Origin of the sequence: Arthrobacter sp. C9C5, from assembly GCF_013359735.1 — a bacterium.
Taxonomy (GTDB): domain Bacteria; phylum Actinomycetota; class Actinomycetes; order Actinomycetales; family Micrococcaceae; genus Arthrobacter.
In genome coordinates this window covers 15,026-32,583 of the sequence record NZ_JABFMX010000021.1, presented here as the reverse complement: position 1 = coordinate 32,583, position 17,558 = coordinate 15,026, and the positions used below count along the sequence as shown (strand labels likewise).

The following is a 17,558-nucleotide window of genomic DNA, read 5'->3' as shown; positions in this document are numbered from 1 at the left end:
GCCATGGCCGGGCAACACCACGAGGTCATCATTATCGGCGGAGGTAACGCCGGCGTCTCCCTTGCGGCCCGCCTCCAGCGCTACGGGGTGAAGGATGTGGCCGTGGTGGAACCCGGCTCGCATCACTACTACCAGCCGCTGTTTTCCCACGTCGCCGGGGGAAGGGCGAAGGCCAAGGACGCCGTCCGGCCCCAGGAGGCCGTCATGCCGCGGGGCGTGGAGTGGATTCGGGACAGCGCCACGGGCATCGACCCCGACGCCAACACGGTAATGCTGGCCTCGGGCGGCCAGTTGGGATACGGCCACCTCGTGGTCTGCCCCGGGATTCAGCTGGACTGGGACAATATCCCGGGCCTTGCCGAAGCCGTTCATTCCCCGTCCGGCGCTTCCCACTATGAGTTCGAGCTGGCAACAAAAGCCTGGACGCTGCTCAAAGGCCTCAAGGCAGGGACCGCCGTTTTCACCATGTCCTCCGGCCCGATCAAATGCGGCGGCGCTGCGCAGAAGCCGATGTACCTGGCCTGCGATTACTGGCGAAAGCACGGGGTCCTCCAAGACATTCGGGTAGTGATGGTGCAGCCCTCCGACACGGTGTTCGGCGTGCCGGGAGTGGATGACGAGCTGAACCGCAAGATTGCCGAATACGGCATAGAACTGCGCCTGAACAGCGAAGTCGTTTCAGTGGAGCCATCGGCGCAGACCGTCCTGATCAAGAACAACGTCACCGGTATCGCCGAGGAGCTGCGCTACGACGTGCTCAATGCCGTCCCGCCGCAGTCTGCGCCGGACTGGCTCAAGGCCACCGAACTGCCCGCCCCCGGCGACTCCGGCGGATTCGTGGAAGTGGACCCGCAAACGCTCCGGCACGTCCGGTTCCCGAGCGTCTGGTCACTGGGGGATGCCGCAGCCACCCTCAATTCCAAGTCCGGCGGCGCGTTGCGAAAGCAGACCAACGTCCTGGCCAAGAACCTGGTCGCGGCCCGAGAGGGAAACCCCCTGCCGGAAAAGTACGACGGCTACTCGGTGTGCCCCTTCACGGTGTCCCGGTCCACGGTTGTCTTCGCCGAGTTCGACGACGAATACCGGCCCATGCCCTCCATTCCGAAGCTACCAACGTGGAAAGAGAGCCGCGCATCCTGGGTGGTGGACCGCGACATCTTTCCTCGGGTCTACTGGAACCTGATCCTGAAGGGACGCGCGTAGCCCCGCGCTCTACACTGTCTGGATGGAGGCTACGGTCCGCGGGGTTCCTGTGCATTACGTCGAGTCCGGCAGCGGTACGCCGGTTCTCGCTTTGCACGGCGCCGGCGTGGATCACCGCGAAATCGCCCACGCCCTTGAACCGGTATTCACTGCCGCCCCCGGGTTTCGGCGTCTGTACCCGGACCTGCCGGGGATGGGCCTCACCCCGGCGGCCGCCACCATCGCCAGCAACGATGATGTCCTGGACCTACTGCTCGGCTTCATCGACAACACCATCGGCAGTGGACCTCTTCTAGTCCTTGGCCACTCCTATGGCGGGTACTTAGCCCGTGCCATTGCCCAGCGCCGACCGGAGCAGGTCACGGGGCTCGCGCTGATCTGCCCCGTAGGCGCCCACACCGGCCGCGTACCTGAACACACGGTTCTTGTGTCGTCGGCCGGTCTTGCCGTCGAGCTCAGCCCGGAACTCGAGTCCTCCTACCGTGGCTACTTCGTGGTCCAGACGGCTGAGACGCTGCGCCGGTTCCGCGACGTCGTGGCTCCCTCAGCTTCGCTCGTGGACGAGTCCGCCCTGGCGCGGATTTTTTCGCGCTGGGAACTACAGGAGCGCCCGCAGAGTGTGAAGACCTACCCGCATCCCGTCCTGATTCTGGCGGGACGGCAGGATTCCACCGCAGGTTATACGGCCCCGGCCGATCTCGCGGGGCAGTACCCTCGTTGCACCTTGGCGGTCCTCGATCACGCCGGCCATGCCCTGTTGCATGAACAGCCCACCCTGGCTCACGCCCTGCTGGTTGAATGGCTCGCGCGGGTGCGTGAGCACTCCGCTACCTGACACGGCGGTCATCCGCGGCCATCCGGGGCATTAATCCATTCGGTATAGTATTCGGATGGACCGGCCCCTCTAGCGCTGGTTACCTGATCCCCACACTAAGGAGCCGCTTTGGGCCAGCAAGCGACGGACCTGACGGTCTCCGACAACCGGCCCGGCCACGCTCCGGCCCGCGACGCCATGCGGGGCGGGCTGATCGGCATCCTGGCAGGGCTTCTCGGCTTGGGCCCCTGGTTGATCACCGGGGCACAACTGCCTCTGCAGAACCTGTGGGCCGCCGAGGTCTCCCCGGACCAGATGCCGGTGTCGCTTCTGCCGCTCAGCCAGTACGAACTCACCACGATCGTCGCTCTCCTCACCGTGGGCGGCGCGGCAGCCGGACTCGCGGTGCGTCTCTGGTCCCCCGCCCGACGCCGACTGGCGACGTGGTGCGCGGCAGCCGGAGTTCTCGGGGTTCAGTTCACCGCGACGGTCCAGTCCTTCACCACGCTCGACGGCGGACTGGCGGGCGGGACGATGGCCCGCCTCTACTTCGCCGGACTGCTGGCGGGCGTGATCCTGTCCCTCGTTGCCGCCCTCGTCGCCCTCCTGCTGGTTTCGTCGAGGTCGCGGGCTTTGGTTGCACTGGGTGTCGGGCTCGTGGCGGTGCCGTTTGCATCGTGGCTGGTGGAGTGGGTTGTCGGCTCCGTCGGGCCCCTCAACATCCCGGCAGCAGTGCCGTCAACGGCTCGCTGGATCCCCGCTATCCTCGTGGGCTGTTTCTTGGCGTGGTGTGGCCTTCGCCCTGCGCGGCGTGCCGTGGTGTGGCTGGTGGACCTGGCCCTCTTGTGGGTGGTTCCCGCCCTGTTTATCTCGGTCAACTACGTCCTGGGAACGCGTGTGGCGGCCGGCGACCTGCAGGAGATGCTGTTGATGAGCCGGCAGATCCTGGCGGCCACCCTTGGACCCGCCGGCGGAGCACTGCCCACAGTCCTGCTGGCCCTCGCCGTCGCCTTGGCAGGGCTGGGTGCCCGCTCCGTCGCAGTTCGCCGTCGTACGGCCGTGCCCACGGAGTGACACCGCCGTAACAGCCGGCTTCCGTCGAGCCGCGGCCGTGTTCCTACCGGCCGGTCGTCATTACACTGGGACGCATGACCGAGCACGATCCGGTCCCGCCGCACACCGCTGTGGCTCCCGACGCCGTCGACACCCCTTTGCGGGATTCGAAGCAGCGGTCCCGCACCTTCAACGGGATCCTGCTGAACACCGGCCTGGCCAATATCACCACCAGTTACCTGTGGTTTGCGCTGACGTTCTGGGTGTATTTGGAGACGCGCAACGTGATCGCCACCGGGGTTGTCGGCGGCGCGTACATGCTGCTCATCGCCCTGTCCAGCATCAGCTTCGGCACCTACGTCGACCGCTACCGCAAGCTCGCCGTCATGCGTTTCGCCGCCGCCTTCACCCTGGCGATGTTCGTGCTCTCGGGGGTGATGTTCCTGCTGACGCCCGCCGACTCGCTGCTGGACCTGACGCAACCATGGTTCTGGGCATTCATGCTGATCGTCCTGCTCGGCGCCGTGGTGGAAAACATGCGCAACATCGCGCTCGCGGCTACGGTCACCATCCTGATCGAGCCGGACCGGCGGGCCAACGCCAACGGGCTCGTAGGGATGGTGCAGGGACTGATGTTCATCGTCACCTCGGTGTTTTCCGGGGTGTCGGTCGGGCTGCTGGGCATGGGCTGGACAATCGTCGTCGCCGTGGTGCTCACCGCGCTGGCTTTCGCGCATGTGCTTACCCTGCGCATGCCCGAGGAGGTCCGCGCAGCCGCCACGGACGCGCAGGGCGGCTTTGACCTGCGGGGCTCCCTTGCCGCCGTCGCAGCCGTTACCGGACTGTTCGCGCTGATTCTCTTCTCCACGTTCAACAATTTCATCGGCGGCGTCTACATGGCGTTGATGGATCCCTACGGCCTGGAAATGTTTCCGGTAGAGCTGTGGGGGACCTATCTCGCGCTGGGTGCCACCGGGTTCATCGTGGGCGGGGCGCTGATCAACAAATTCGGACTGGGGTCCAACCCGCTGCGCACCATGCTCCTCGCGGTGATCCTGATGGGGCTCCTCGGTGCGGGGTTCACGCTCCGGGAGTGGGCTTGGCTGTACGTCGCCGGCATCTGGCTGTACCTCGTCCTGGTGCCTGTAGTCGAGGCCGCCGAGCAGACGGTCATCCAGCGGGTGGTGCCTCTGCATCGGCAGGGGCGGGTGTTTGGATTTGCCATGGCGTTCGAGTCCGCCGCGGCGCCGATCACAGCGTTCCTGATCGCGCCGATCGCCCAGGTCTGGATCATCCCGTACGCGCGGTCCGCTGAGGGTGCCGCCCAGCTGGCCCCGCTGCTGGGCGAGGGTGCATCCCGCGGCATCGCCCTGGTGTTCCTGATCTCTGGAGTCATCCTGATCGCTGCCGCGCTGCTGGCTTTCCTGGCCCCGGTCTACCGCCGGGTCTCGGCGTCGTATGCGGGGACGGAGGCCGGCACGCTATGACAGTGATCAGCCGCTAGGCCGCGGGACCGGTTCCGTCCGGCAGGCTGGCATCGATTGGGAAGGTCATGAATGCCGGGGTTTCGTACGGGTGCGCGGACAGCGCGGCGTCGACGACGGCGCTGCGCCGGGACCGCGGGTAAATGGCCTCGATCCGGGTTTCCGGGACTTCCTCGGGGGAGCCGACGGCGCCGATGGTCGGGTTCGCGCCCGGCAACGGCGTAAAGCGCCCGGTTCCTTCCAGGCTGAACGAGCAGTGCGAGTAGTTGCCCAGCCTGCCCGCGCCGGCATCGCCAATGGCGTGCCGGACGGCGTGCGCAGCTTCGGTGGGGACGTAGATGACCAGACAGTCCATGGGCTCCATGGCTGAAAGTCTGGCACGTGGGCGCCATCCTGGCAGCTCGGATACGCCTGGCGCCATCAGCTGGCGGGGTCGTACTGGAAAGCGCGCACCTCCTGCGCGCAACGGCAGGAGACCGCGATCTTCGCCGCCCACTCCAAGGCGGCCTCGTACGAGGGCAACTCCAGCACCGAATAGCCGCCTTCAAGCTGCGCCGTCTGCGGGTAGGTGCCCTCACGCACGTTCCCGCCGCCGTCGACCATGACAGGGGGGATGCTCTCATCTATGCCGCCGCCGAACACCCAAACGCCGGCGTCCTTCGCCTCCTGGACCACCGCGTGCGACGCATCCGAAACGGCCTGCAGCTCTTCCTCGGGGAAGTCCATGGCGGCACTTGGAAACGAGATCAGATATTTGGTCATCGCGTCGACTCCTTCTTCGCGGCACGGGGGATGGCGTTCATCCTCGCTGACGCCGCGGTGCCGCGCAAGGTCTCGGCGGCCTTGGCTCACGCACGGATCCTGGATCAAAGCGCCAGCTGGGCCCGGCGCCGCCGTAGGGTGGCGACCTCGGCCGAGTTGCCCGCCAGTTCGATGGCTTTGTCGTACGCCGCACGCGACTCTGGGTTGCGGCCAAGCCTCCGCAGCAGCTCGGCGCGGGTGGCGTGGTACGCGTGGTAGCCGGCCAGGTCGCGGTCGAGCCGGTCGACGGCGGCCAGTGCCACGTTCGGCCCGTCCAGTTCGGCGACCGCGACGGCCCGGTTGAGCGCGACGATCGGCGACGGATCGATGGCCACCAGCTGGTCGTAGAGCCCGACGATCTGGGACCAGTCGGTGTCGCGGAAGTCGCGGGCCGAGGTATGCACGGCGTTGATGGCCGCGAGGAGCTCGTACCGGCCCGGCGCCGCCCCGGAGGCCAGGCGCTCACGCATCAGGCGGTGGCCTTCGGCGATGAGTGCCGTGTTCCACGCTCCCCGGTCCTGCTCGTCAAGGGTCACGAGTTCGCCGCCTGCCGAGATCCGGGCGGGGCGGCGGGCTTCGGTGAGGAGCATCAGGGCCAGCAGTCCGGCCACTTCGCCGTCCTCCGGCAGGAGCGCGCGGAGCAGCCGGGTGAGCCGGATCGCCTCGGCGGTCAGGTCGGAGCGTACCGGGTCGGTGTCGGGGCCAGTCGCCAGATAGCCCTCATTGAAGACCAAGTAGAGCACGGCGAGCACGCTGGAGACGCGTCCCGGGAGATCCTCCGCGGCCGGCACTCGGTACGGGATCCGGGTGGCCTTGATTTTGGCCTTCGCACGGGTGATCCGCTGCCCCATGGTGCTCTCCTGCACCAGGAAGGACCGTGCGATCTCCGGCACGGTCAGCCCGCCGACCATGCGCAGGGTCAGGGCAACGCGGGTCTGCAGCGCGAGTGCCGGGTGGCAGCAGGTGAAGATCAGCCGGAGCCGGTCGTCGTCGATGGCGCCGAGCGGCTCGGGCGGGCGGTCGTCGTCGAACACCAACATGGCCTCCTGGTGTTTGCCGTCGCGTTTGTTCTCGCGCCGGAGCCGGTCGATGGCTTTGCGCTTGGCCGTGGTGGTCAGCCAGGCGCCGGGGTTGGCGGGAACGCCGTCGGACGGCCACCGCTCAACGGCAGTCGCGAACGCCTCGGCCGCCGCTTCCTCCGCTAGGTCGAGGTCGCCGAATCGGCGGGTCAGGGCGGCGACCAGCCGGGCCCAGTTCTCCCGGTAAGCCTGGCTGACGGCGCCGTCAGCGTCGGGCCCGTTCACAGGAACGGCCTTACCTCGACCTTCCGGTTGCAGGCCTTCGACCCCTCGGCGGCGAGCTTGAGCGCGACGTCGAGGTCGGGGGCTTCGATGATCCAGAACCCGGCGAGGTACTCCTTCGACTCCACGAAGGGCCCGTCGGTCACCATCTGAGACCCGCCCCGGTTGTCGATGACGGTGGCCGTGTCCGGGAATCCGAGGCCGCCGGCGAAGACCCAGTGGCCGTCGGCCTGGAGACGATCGTTGAACACGTCGATGGCCGCCATCTCGTCCGACGGGGCGAGTTCAAGCTGATCGTGAATCACGGAAAGCAAATACTGCATTTCGGGTCATCTCCTGCGGTTTGGGGCGCCCCTCCTGGGCAGCCGCTCACCCTTACTACGAACAACTCTGCCGCTGTTCGACAGGAAATGTGCGGAAATTCTTTGTTAGATCCGCTCGGCGTCCAGCTTCTCGCCGGAAGTTCCGGACGTTAGCCGCCTTTTGACCTGCTCAAGATCCTCCCCGAGGCGGTCAACAGTGGCACGGTACCGATCGAAGTCCGCCGCCCGGCGCCTGGCCATGGCAAAGCTGATGCCGGCGGCGAGGACGGCCAGCGGGAACGACACCAACAGGGCCCAGCCGGACACCGCCAGGAAGTCCAGCGCTATGGGAAGAGCGTGCTTGAAGGCCAAGAACTCGTTCACCCCGCCCACCACGCCGTTCAGGGCGGAGTCCAAGCGACCCAGAAATTCGCCCACGACGGGCGTCCCGGCGAACGACGGCGCGCTCAGCGGCTGCTCTCCCCCGGAACAGCGCGGATCACCGAAGTGGTTCAGGACGTAGATTCCGGCGCCCGCGTTGAGGGCCGCGAAGAGCAGGACGGAGCCGAGCGCGGTCCAATGTAGGCGGCGCGGACGCCAAAGGCCTGCCACGAGCACGAAGACGGCGGCCGCAACCCACGACAACATCCGGAGTTGGTCACGGCTCATGCCGCCCAGTAAATCCAAGGAATTTCCCACTTCTGTTTAGTTCGGGCCGGTGCGCTTCCGGGCCGCAAGTGAGCCTATCCCAGTGGGATGTATAGGACGCAGCCAGAAAAAAGGGAGGAGCGGTCCGACGAATTCCGGACCGCCCCTCCCCTACTCACGATACTGCCGGTGCGATTGTAGATGCGGAGGGCCAGCACACACCGCGAACCAGTACGCCCGCGACGCCGGCCGCCCGGCCATGCGCTTTTCCTTTCCAGTGAGGTGAAGCCTCCGCTCGACGTCAATGACCCGTGCCGCGAACAGCCGCTGCTCCTCCGCTAACTCCGCGCGTCGGACGGTCCCGCTCGACGGTCGTCTTCGCCGAGTTCGACGGCGAGTACCGGGGTATGCCCTCCGTTCCAAAGGCGCCTACAGATCGTTGAGGTAGACGTTCAGTTCGCGGGCACACTCAATTGCTGCAGAATCAACTTCCATTACGGCCACGGAGTCGCCGCCCGGCAGGAGTGCGGCATTGCGGCCGAAGGGGGTCGCAAGACAGCTGTGGCCGGTGAATCCCGGGCCGCAATGGTTGGAGTAAGCGATGAAGACACCGTTTTCAAGTGCCCTTGCCGGAACCTGCAGCGTGGATGTCGACGTCGCGGAGTACCCCCAGGCCCCAGCTCTTCCTGTCATCCGGTACTCGAGCTCCGGCACTGCCGTGGGAACCAGAAGCACTTGCGCACCGGACACGGCCTGGGATCGGGCGAACTCAGGGAATTCGACGTCGTAGCAGATGCCCATCCCCCAGCGCCAGCCTTCCCATTCGAACGGCTGCGCATAGCCCTTTCCTGGTGTGATGAAGGCTTTCTCCTCCGCACCAAACAGGTGCCGTTTGTTTACGCGGACCAATTCCTCGCCGTGGGGGTCGAAAAACGAGGCTGCGATATGACGGATCGGCCGGTCGGCCTGGTCTTGGCGGGCGGATGAATCCCCCTGTGCGCCGCCGGGGCTGTCAATTGTGGATCCCACCAACGCCACACCGTGCTCGCGGGCGAGAGCTGCCAGCCGTCCGCGGATTTCCACGCCATCCCATTGCCAGGCGCTGGCCGGCGAGTACCCGGTAGCAAACAACTCGGGCGTAACCACCACTCTGGCTCCTAGGTCCGCCGCTTCCGCAACGAGTCGTCGAAGTGTCGCGATGTTCTCCTCGATACCGCCTGGCACAGCGGCGCCCTGCACAACGCCAACCCAAATGGGGTTACCCAAGGTGCCTCCTCAACTGCTTTTCCCGCGTACGAACCAAATCTTCGCACTTGGTTGACACCCAGTGTGACCGGCAGCATACTTTGAAACCAAATCGCTTTTGGTTAATTTCCCCGTCCGGGTGTCCCGGCATGCTTCACCCTCCAATGAACTTTTGCAGGAAAGGCACGACATGAGCACATCACGTTCCACCGGGGTCGGGGTCGTCTCCCCGGGCCGGACGCCCGATTTCACGGCGCACCTATCCGAAATGGGTCTGTCCCCGGCGGTGGCGGAGGAGATCGAGCGCCGCATCGTAGCAATCGAGACCCACGAGTGGCAGGACGACTCGCGCCAGCCTCTGTCGGCGTCGGAATTGACCGGCTACGTCCTCGTCTCGGTCGCAGCATGCATCGTCGGACTCCTGCTGGTGATCCTGTGACCGCCGGCATGAACGCCGCACCGGCGTCAAAGCCGTCATCCGAGCTGGATAACGAAGCCGCCTTCGGGACCTTTCCACTCCTCAGGCACGAACGCGTTTGGTCCGGCTGGGATTACACCTGGGTGAACACTGCCCTGGCGATCGCGACTTGGGCCTTCATTGTCGGCGGCTCGACCGCATTGCTGGTCGGCTTCCAGGACGGCGTTGCAGCCATGATCATCGGCAACGCCATCGGACTGTGTTTCATGGTGTTGGCGTCCACTGTTGCCTCCCAGCGCTACGGCTCCGAGCAGTACACCATGTTGCGTGGCGCCTTCGGCGTCGCCGGTGTGGCCGTTCTGGTTTTCACCGTCATTGTCATCACGGAAATGGGCTGGTCGTCGCTACTGGCCGTCATGGCTGGCCGGGCGAGTAGCCAGGTCATCGCGACCACCACTAGCGCGGCGCTGAGTCAGTACGGTCCCGCCGTCACCGTCGGCGGGCTCCTTTCTATACTCCTTGCTTGGTTTATTCTTTCGCGGGGCCCGGTCACGCTGGGCAAATTCAACAAGGTCATTGCGCCTGGCCTGGCGGTGATCACGGTAGTGATGATGGTTTTCCTCGTGTCCAACACTTCCGTAGGAGAGCTCTTCAGCGCCGCGCCGCTTGCCCCGTTCGATGACAACACGCTGAACTTCATGGTCGCCGTCGAATTCAACGTCGGCGTCGGTGTTTCCTGGTACCCCATCATGGGTTCCTTGGCCCGGATGACCTCCAGCCGGAAAGCCGCCGTCTGGCCGGCCTACGGCGGGCTGTTCATTGCCACCCTCATCGCCCAGACCGTCGGGCTCGCCTCAGCATTGACTCTGGGCGATTCCGACCCCACGGTCTGGATGGTGCCCTTCGGGGGGCCGGCCCTCGGTGTAGCCGTGCTGATCTTCATCGCCTTCGCCAACATCACGTCGATGTCCTCGATCGTCTACTCCACGATCCTGGCCATCCGCCAGTCCTCCGGCCAGGTTCTCTCGCGGATCTCATGGAAAGCGCTGACCGCCTTATTCTTTGTCCCACCGGCCGTAATGACCTTCTTCCCGCAGTTCATGTACGAACAATTCATGGTCTTCGTGTCCGTCTCCGGCGCCTTCCTGACCTCCATTTGCGGAACGGCGCTGGCCGATTACTTCTTCGTGCGGCACCAGCGGATGGACCTGCGCCAACTCCACCTCGGGCAGCGGGGCACGCTGTACTCCTACGCAGGCGGCGTGAACTGGGCCGGGCTCGGCGCCGTGGCAGTCGGCGCACTGTTCTACCTGTGGCTGTACAACCCGATCACACTCGAAGCCCAGCCCGTCTTCAACCTTGTTACTGCATCACTGCCGGCAGCCATTCTGTCGGCGGCAACCTATCTGGTGCTGATGAGGGTGCTCTACCGAAATCGCCCTATGGTCCCCGCAGAAACCACCCCCGCCAAGGAGTCCTGACCCATGCCCGCAGTAGCCCGCGCCGCCGTCCATACAGGCCAGGGGTCGCAGGATCTGGAAATCATGACGGTCACGGTCCGCGACCCCGGCCCGGGTCAGGTGCTCGTACGAATGGGGGCGTCCGGGGTCTGCGGTTCAGACCGGCACGTGCTCGACGGCGACTGGTCACTCCCCAGCCCCACGGTCCTCGGACATGAGGGCGCCGGCACAGTCGAAGCGGTCGGTGACGGGGTCGAGTCCCTGGTTGTCGGTGACCGGGTCGTCATGACCTGGTTCTACCCATGCCAGGCATGCAGCAACTGCCATCAGGGCAAGCCCTGGGTGTGCACGGGCTCGCGGGCCGGGGAATGCCTGCTCCCGGACGGCAGTACGGCCATGGAAATCGACGGCGCCCCGGCTTTCCCCTACCTAGCGGTGGGCTCCATGAGTGAATATGCCACCGTCCCCGAACAGGCAGCCATCAAGATACCGGATGAAGTCCCGTTTGAGGTTGCTGCTCTGATCGGATGTTCCGTGGCCACCGGCGTCGGCGCAGTTATCAACGACGCGCAGGTAACGCCCGGCCGATCCGCCGTCGTAATCGGCGCAGGAGGAGTGGGGCTGTGCATCATCATGGGCCTGGCGCTGGCCGGCGCCAACCCGATTATCGCCGCCGACATCAGCCCCGAGTCACTAGAGTTGGCGAAGCAGCTGGGTGCCACCCACACAGTCATTTCCGGAGACGACCTTCCCGAGCAGATACATGAGCTCACGGGCACCGGAGCCGACTATGTTTTTGAGGCGATCGGCCGTCCCCAGTCCATAGCGCAGATGCCGGTTTGCCTGACCAGCGGCGGCACAGCAGTGATAGTCGGCCTGCCCCCGGAGGATTCCCCGGTTCAGATCGATGCCCTCGAAATGGCCGAGGGAGGCAAACGCCTGTTGGGCTCGAATTATGGCTCCACGGTCCCGGCCCGCGACTTTCCCCTGCTCGCGGGGCTCTACCTCAGCGGCAAGCTTCCCATCGACGAGCTGGTCACGCAACGCTTCAAGCTGGACGGCGTCAACGAAGCGTTTCGGCTTATGCGTTCCGGTGCCCGCGGCCGGAGTGTGATCACTTTCTGAGGTCAGTAGCCCCGGCGGGGCGCGGTCCTGAACGGGTGAAATAATCAGCTATGGCCCGCCCCAAAAAGAACATCCTTTCTCCGCAGATCATCGCGGAAACGGCGCTGAAATTGGTGGACAAGGGGCACGACTTCACGATTCCGGGAATCGCGGCCGAACTGGGCGTCAACCCGTCGTCTCTGTACCACCACGTCAATGGCGGCAGGGCCGAGATTATCAAACTGATGCGCCGCGCACTGTACGAGCAGATCGACTTGTCTGGGCTCACTGACCCCCTCTTGCCGTGGCAAGTCAGGCTGGAATATTGGGTCAGGTCCTATCGCGATGCGTCCGCACAAGTCCCTGCGGCCCTCCCCTTGCTGGTGGGGGCCGCGGTGGACGACTCAGTGACGCTGCAAATGTATGAGGTGCTGTTCACTATCCTGGACCAGGCCGGCGTCGCACAGGGCAGGCAGTTGGCCGTGGCTGCCATGCTCGACGCGATCGTCATCGGCTCCGCCATCGATGCAGCCTCACCGGACCCGCTGTGGAGCGCCGACGAGGAGCGTCCGCGTCTGACCGCACGGGCTGACCCGGAAGCGATGACGCGCCGCACGCGGGAGGGGCTGAATCTGGCGATCGTCGCCGCAGTGGCCCAGATCGAGTCCATGGTGCCTGACCCGGGCCAGGCGGAGGCGGACTCACAGCGTCCGTAGAAAGGCGGCCTGCAGGGCCTTAAGCCCACGATGTGATGACGTAGATCGCTACTTCGCCCAGTCGTCGTCGCCGTAGGCCCGGCCGCGGAAGTGCGCGCGCAGGTACTCCCCGACGACGGCGGCACCCAGGTCGCCGGCGTCGGGCGCCACCACCCGGCCGTCGACCCTGCGGGCCATCCGGGCGACGAAGCGCTCCAGCCCCGGATCGTTGCCGAGCCGGAAGAATGTGGCCTGGGTGCCGGCACGGCCCAGCCGGTCCAGTTCGGCGACGGTCACGCGGATGGTTTCCGGGTCGGGCGGATACGAGAACCACGACTCGCCGTCGGCCTCCAGGTGCGCCGTGGGTTCACCGTCGGTCACCACCAGCAGGACCGGCTGCATGGACGGGTGCTGGCGGAAGAACCGGCCGGCCAGCAGCAGCCCGTGGTGCAGGTTGGTGCCCTGTTCCCGCAGCGCCGGCAGTGCCGTGAGCTCGCCGATATCCATGGTCTGCGCGTAGCGGCCGAAGCTGATCAGCTGCAACCGGTCGCCGCGGAACTTGGTGGACACGAGGTGGTGCAGGGCGAGCGCGGTGCGCTTCATCGGCACCCAGCGCCCCTCCGCGGCCATCGAGAAGGACACGTCCACCAGCAGGGCGACGGCGGCCTGCGTGCGGGCCTCGGTTTCCGTCACCTCGATGTCGTCGACGGCCAGGCGCAGGCCGCGGCGCGGGTCGCCGCCGTCGGCAATGGTGCGGCGGATGGCGTTGGTGATGGTGCGGGTGACATCCCACGGCTCGGCGTCGCCGAACTCCCACGGCCGGCTGGAACCGGTCTGCTCCCCCGCCGCCCCGGAAACTCGCGTGTCCCGGCGCCCCTGCCGGCCGGAGAGCTGCTTGGCGGTGTCCCGCAGCAGCGACCGGCCGAGCCGCCGCATGGCCTGCGGGGAAAGCTTCAGGTCCCCGTCGGCGCCGCGCTGCAGGAAGCCGCCGTCGTGCATGGCCTTCTCGATCTCCGCCAAAGTCCGCGCCGAGACCGCCGCGTCCTGCCCCAGCTGGCGGGCGAGGGCGTCCAGGTCCAGGTCGTCCAGGCGGGAGCCGGTGTAGGACTGGGAGAGCTGTTCGGCGAGTTCGTCCAGTTCGGCGAGGTCCTGGAGCACGCCGGTGCCGTCGCCGAGGCCCAGCCCCTCCTCGCCCTCGAAGCGTTCGGACCCGGACCAGTCCTCGCCGGGGCGCAGGGCCTGCAGGTTGGCGTCGAGTTGGCCCAGCTGTGCCATAAGCTCCGGCGAGCCGAACGCCTGGGCGGAGAGCCGCATCAGCTCCTCGCGCTGCTCGGCGGACATGGACTGCATGAGCCGCTGGGCGGCGGCCGCGCGCTGGGCGAGCGCGTCGATCAGTTCCTCGACCGACTGCGGGTTCTCCGGGAAGTACTGGCCGTGCTTGGCCATGAAGTCCTGGAAGTCGGCGTCGGTGTCCTCGCCGCGGCGGTGCTTGTCGAGCAGTTCGTTGAGGTCGGCCAGCATCTCGGCGACGGCCGCGCGGTCCTCTTCGGTGGCGCCCTCGAGCGCCTCCTTCATCCCGGCGAACCGCTGGTCCAGGATCTCGCGGCCCAGCAGGTACTTGATCTGCTCGTAGGCCTCGCGGGCGGTACTGGACTGCCAGTCGTAGGAGGCGAGTTCGTTGACTGCCGCGGCCGTGGACTGTGGCAGGTTCTGCAGCTGCATCTCACGGAAGGCGCGGTCCGTGTCGTCCATCCGGACGTCGCGGGCCAGCTGCTTGCGTTCCTCCAGCACCGCGGTCTCCAGCAGTTTCTGGACCTCGTTGAGCGTGCCGTCCAGCTTGTGCCGGCCCAGCAGGTGCTTGCGCCGCTGCTGGACGCGGCCGGCAAGGTCGTCGAGTCCTTCTCGGTTCCGGCCGCCGCGGCGCAGGTACGCCTGCAGGGCGTGCCGCGGCGAGTAGCCGGCCATCACGTCCTCGGCGACGGCGTCCAGCGCCTCCGCCAGGTCCACCGGCGGCGCGAGCGGATCGGGCCCGCCCGCGTACCGGCTGTACCGGGACCGGTGGTGAACACTCATGGCGGCCTCCTAAGCCTTGGCGTCGCCTACCCGTAAACCGTCGCCTCGTCGTCGGAATCCTTGGAGATCCGCCGGGCGAGGTAGAGGCCTTCCAGTGCCAGTTCGACGGCGGCGGCGAGCTGCCCGTCGTTTTCCGCGCCGAGGCGCTCACCGATGTCGTCGTAGAGGCTGGATCCGTTGAGCAACGGGAGGTTGTCGAGGAACTCCCGCGCCGTGACCAGTTCACCGGTGGTGACGGTGATGTGGCCGTCCAGCGCGGCGACGAGGTCCCCCATGTCGAGGCCGTGGAAGTGCGCCCGCACGGCCTCGGCGGTGGCCATCCGCAGCAGGTGGTCCAGGATGTCCTGTTCCCGGCCCTCCTCGCCGGATTCGAACTCAATCTTCCCGGCGAGGACTTCCACGGCGGCGTCCAGGTCGATGATCCGGGCGACGGCCTGGTCCTCGCCGCGCACGCTGGCCCGGCGCAGCGCCGCCGCGGCGACAGTTTCGGCGCCGGCGATCGCGAACCGTGCGGACACCCCGGAAGTCTGGTTGATCGCCGGGGACTGCCGCAGCGCCCGGGTGTAGCGGGCCAGGATCTCGAGGATTACGGGCGGGACGCCGGCCACCAGGTGGCCCTCCTGCCGGATGACGGCCACCTCGTCGTCGAGCTCGATCGGGTAGTGGGTGCGGATCTCGGCGCCGAAGCGGTCCCGCAGCGGCGTGATGATGCGGCCGCGGTTCGTGTAGTCCTCCGGGTTGGCGGACGCGACCACCAGGACGTCCAGCGGCAGCCGCAGCACGTAGCCACGGATCTGGATGTCGCGTTCCTCCATCACGTTGAGCATGGAGACTTGAATCCGCTCGGCGAGGTCGGGGAGTTCGTTGATGGCGATGATGCCGCGGTTGGAGCGCGGGACCAGGCCGTAGTGGATGGTTTCCGGGTCGCCCAGGCGGCGGCCCTCGGCCACCCGCATCGGGTCGACGTCGCCGATCAGGTCGGCGACGGAGGTGTCCGGCGTCGCGAGCTTCTCGACGTACCGTTCGGAGCGGTGCCGCCACGCCACCCGCAGCCGGTCCCCCTCGGTGAGGGCCAGGGCGCGGGAGTGCTCGGTGATGGGCTCGTAGGGGTGTTCGTTCAGTTCCGAGTCCTCGATCACCGGCGACCACTCGTCCAGCAGCCCGGCGAGGGTGCGCAGCAGCCGGGTCTTGCCCTGCCCGCGTTCGCCGAGGAGGACGACGTCGTGCCCGGCCAGCAGGGCGCGCTCCAGCTGGGGCAGGACGGTCCGGCTGAAGCCGTACATCCCGGGCCAGGGGTCGCGGCCGGCGGCGAGCGCGGCGAGCAGGTTGTCGCGGATCTCGCGGCGCAGGTCCTTGCGGACGTGGCCGGAGGCACGCAGTTCACCAACAGTGAAGATTTCGGGGCGATCACTCACTCCTCCACCGTAGACCTGCACCCGGCAGGGAATCGAGGGATTTGGTGAGATTCCTGCGCATCCGGAGGCTTGGCGGAATAGGCTGGATGCTGATGGCTACAGCAACCGCCGACGAATCAGCTCCTCCCCCGGCGCCCGCACGCCCGGGCACCCTCCTTCTGCTGGTGCGCCACGGCCAGACGCCGACAACGGGCTCGGTCCTGCCGGGCCGCGCGCCGGGCCTGCACCTCTCCGACCTCGGCCGGGAGCAGGCCGAACGGGTCGCGGACCGGCTCGCCGGCCTGCCGGTGGACGCCCTGTATTCCTCCCCGCTGGAGCGCGCCTGCGAGACGGCGGAGCCGACGGCGGCCCGCACCGGTTTGGCGGTAAAGCACGACGACGGGCTGCTGGAGTGCGACTTCGGCGGCTGGACCGGCTCCGCGATCGCAGACCTGGCGGCCCTGCCGGAGTGGCAGACCGTGCAGCACAGTCCGTCCCAGTTCCGCTTCCCGGACGGCGAGAGCTTCCCGGAGATGCAGTCCCGGATTGTCGGGGCGATGGAGGCCCTGTGCGGTGTCCACGCCGGCGGTGTGGTGGTGTGCTTCTCCCACGCCGACCCCATCAAGGCCGCGGTGGCGCACGCCCTGGGCACGCCGCTGGATCTGTTCCAGCGGATTGTGATCAGCCCGGGCTCGGTCTCGGCCATCACGTTCGTGGAGGGCCAGGATCCCGCGGTGCACATGGTGAATTCGACGGCCGAACCGCTGAGCGGGCTGCGGGCGTCATGACCGGGTCTCCGAGGCGGGAGGGACCGTGGCCGGCAGGGAACTGACCCTGCTCACCGAGGGCAGCATTGAGCTGCTCGGCCTCATCCCGCGCAGCAGCAACCAGACGTTCCTGGTCCAGGTCAGCTGCGGCGAGGAGGAGGGGTACGCGGTCTACAAGTCGGAGGCTGGCGAACGGCCGCTGTCCGATTTCGAACCCGGCCTCTACAAGCGCGAACGCGCCGCCTACCTGCTGAGTGAGTCGCTGGGCTGGGGCTTCGTCCCCCCGACGGTGATCCGCGAGGACGCTCCGCTGGGCGTCGGGTCGCTGCAGTGGTTTGTTCAGTGCGACTTCCAGCAGCACTACTTCACCTTGTTCGAGGACGCCCCCGAGACCCACGCGGAGCTGGCCCGGATCGCCCTGTTCGACTTCGTCGCCAACAACACCGACCGCAAAAGCGGGCACGTGCTGCGCGGCGACGACGGCCGGATCTGGGGCATCGACCACGGGCTCTGCTTCTCGGCGGCTTTCAAACTCCGCACGGTGATCTGGGACTTCGCCGGCGAACCCATTCCCGAGGCGCTGCTGGCGGACATCGCCCCGCTCGCCGAGGCCGTGCCCGCCGAGCTGGCGGAACTGCTCGACGACGACGAGGTCACCGCCCTGCAGCACCGCGTGCAGCGAATGCTGGTTGCCGGGTCCCTGCCGGTGGACCGGACGGGCATGCGGTATCCGTGGCCGCTGGTTTAGGCGTGGAGTGAAAGAACAACGCTGCGCCGGTCACAACAAGGCCGCGGG

General features: G+C 67.0%; 18 protein-coding genes. 10 read left to right on the top strand and 8 right to left on the bottom strand.

Annotation, left to right across the window (positions count from 1 at the left end; all coding sequences use genetic code 11):
- Positions 1-3: 3 nt before the first annotated feature.
- From HNO80_RS15300 to HNO80_RS15285, 4 genes are all read left to right on the top strand, one after another.
- Entirely contained in the window at positions 4-1,203 is a 1,200-nt protein-coding gene (locus tag HNO80_RS15300) for an NAD(P)/FAD-dependent oxidoreductase (RefSeq protein ID WP_175323711.1), read from the top strand.
- Between the two features lie 22 nt (positions 1,204-1,225).
- On the top strand, positions 1,226-2,038 hold the full coding sequence (locus HNO80_RS15295; protein ID WP_175323710.1) for an alpha/beta fold hydrolase: 813 nt from the start codon (positions 1,226-1,228) through the stop codon (positions 2,036-2,038).
- A 108-nt stretch (positions 2,039-2,146) separates the two neighbouring features.
- Positions 2,147-3,091 carry a hypothetical protein gene (locus HNO80_RS15290; RefSeq protein ID WP_249777389.1) on the top strand — a complete coding sequence of 315 codons (945 nt, stop codon included), beginning with the start codon at positions 2,147-2,149 and terminating at the stop codon, positions 3,089-3,091.
- 74 nt (positions 3,092-3,165) lie between these two features.
- Positions 3,166-4,557: an MFS transporter gene (locus tag HNO80_RS15285; protein ID WP_175323709.1), complete on the top strand. Its 1,392-nt coding sequence runs from the start codon at positions 3,166-3,168 to the stop codon at positions 4,555-4,557.
- Between the two features lie 13 nt (positions 4,558-4,570).
- On the opposite strand, the gene HNO80_RS15280 is transcribed toward HNO80_RS15285, so the two are convergent.
- The 6 genes from HNO80_RS15280 to HNO80_RS15255 all read right to left on the bottom strand — a co-directional run bounded on the left by HNO80_RS15280 (position 4,571) and on the right by HNO80_RS15255 (position 8,872).
- Complete coding sequence (locus tag HNO80_RS15280) at positions 4,571-4,918, bottom strand: hypothetical protein (RefSeq protein WP_502707869.1); 348 nt, start codon at positions 4,916-4,918, stop codon at positions 4,571-4,573.
- Between the two features lie 56 nt (positions 4,919-4,974).
- The gene (locus HNO80_RS15275) at positions 4,975-5,316 is read right to left on the bottom strand and encodes a YciI family protein (protein WP_175323708.1); all 342 of its coding nucleotides are present in this window, start codon (positions 5,314-5,316) and stop codon (positions 4,975-4,977) included.
- 104 nt (positions 5,317-5,420) lie between these two features.
- Positions 5,421-6,659, bottom strand: a complete 1,239-nt coding sequence (locus tag HNO80_RS15270; RefSeq protein ID WP_175323707.1) for an RNA polymerase sigma factor — start codon at positions 6,657-6,659, stop codon at positions 5,421-5,423.
- Complete coding sequence (locus HNO80_RS15265) at positions 6,656-6,979, bottom strand: YciI family protein (RefSeq protein WP_175323706.1); 324 nt, start codon at positions 6,977-6,979, stop codon at positions 6,656-6,658. The genes HNO80_RS15270 and HNO80_RS15265 overlap by 4 nt, the downstream gene beginning before the upstream one ends.
- A 105-nt stretch (positions 6,980-7,084) precedes the next feature.
- Positions 7,085-7,627, bottom strand: coding sequence for a hypothetical protein (locus tag HNO80_RS15260; protein ID WP_175323705.1), 543 nt, complete (start codon positions 7,625-7,627; stop codon positions 7,085-7,087).
- Positions 7,628-8,035: 408 nt separating this feature from the next.
- Positions 8,036-8,872, bottom strand: a complete 837-nt coding sequence (locus HNO80_RS15255; protein WP_175323704.1) for a nitrilase-related carbon-nitrogen hydrolase — start codon at positions 8,870-8,872, stop codon at positions 8,036-8,038.
- A gap of 169 nt (positions 8,873-9,041) precedes the next feature.
- Here HNO80_RS15255 and HNO80_RS15250 point away from each other — a divergent pair, with 169 nt between their 5' ends.
- Genes HNO80_RS15250 through HNO80_RS15235 form a run of 4 tightly spaced genes read left to right on the top strand, consistent with a single transcriptional unit; the run spans position 9,042 to position 12,549 of the window.
- Positions 9,042-9,290: a hypothetical protein gene (locus HNO80_RS15250; protein ID WP_175323703.1), complete on the top strand. Its 249-nt coding sequence runs from the start codon at positions 9,042-9,044 to the stop codon at positions 9,288-9,290.
- Entirely contained in the window at positions 9,257-10,750 is a 1,494-nt protein-coding gene (locus HNO80_RS15245; protein ID WP_349627369.1) for a purine-cytosine permease family protein, read from the top strand. The genes HNO80_RS15250 and HNO80_RS15245 overlap by 34 nt, the downstream gene beginning before the upstream one ends.
- Before the next feature lie 3 nt (positions 10,751-10,753).
- Positions 10,754-11,854, top strand: a complete 1,101-nt coding sequence (locus HNO80_RS15240; protein ID WP_175323701.1) for an alcohol dehydrogenase catalytic domain-containing protein — start codon at positions 10,754-10,756, stop codon at positions 11,852-11,854.
- A gap of 50 nt (positions 11,855-11,904) precedes the next feature.
- On the top strand, positions 11,905-12,549 hold the full coding sequence (locus tag HNO80_RS15235) for a TetR/AcrR family transcriptional regulator (RefSeq protein WP_175323700.1): 645 nt from the start codon (positions 11,905-11,907) through the stop codon (positions 12,547-12,549).
- A 48-nt stretch (positions 12,550-12,597) separates the two neighbouring features.
- Here the strand turns inward: HNO80_RS15235 and HNO80_RS15230 are convergent, their stop codons facing one another.
- A complete protein-coding gene (locus tag HNO80_RS15230) occupies positions 12,598-14,601 on the bottom strand; it encodes a vWA domain-containing protein (protein ID WP_175323699.1) in 2,004 nt (667 codons plus the stop codon).
- Between the two features lie 26 nt (positions 14,602-14,627).
- Positions 14,628-16,016 carry a sigma 54-interacting transcriptional regulator gene (locus HNO80_RS15225; RefSeq protein WP_175323698.1) on the bottom strand — a complete coding sequence of 463 codons (1,389 nt, stop codon included), beginning with the start codon at positions 16,014-16,016 and terminating at the stop codon, positions 14,628-14,630.
- 92 nt (positions 16,017-16,108) lie between these two features.
- Here HNO80_RS15225 and HNO80_RS15220 point away from each other — a divergent pair, with 92 nt between their 5' ends.
- Positions 16,109-16,783 (top strand): histidine phosphatase family protein, encoded by a 675-nt coding sequence (locus HNO80_RS15220; RefSeq protein ID WP_175323697.1) that lies wholly within the window; start codon positions 16,109-16,111, stop codon positions 16,781-16,783.
- Between the two features lie 25 nt (positions 16,784-16,808).
- Positions 16,809-17,510, top strand: coding sequence for an SCO1664 family protein (locus HNO80_RS15215; protein WP_175323696.1), 702 nt, complete (start codon positions 16,809-16,811; stop codon positions 17,508-17,510).
- Positions 17,511-17,558: the final 48 nt, after the last annotated feature.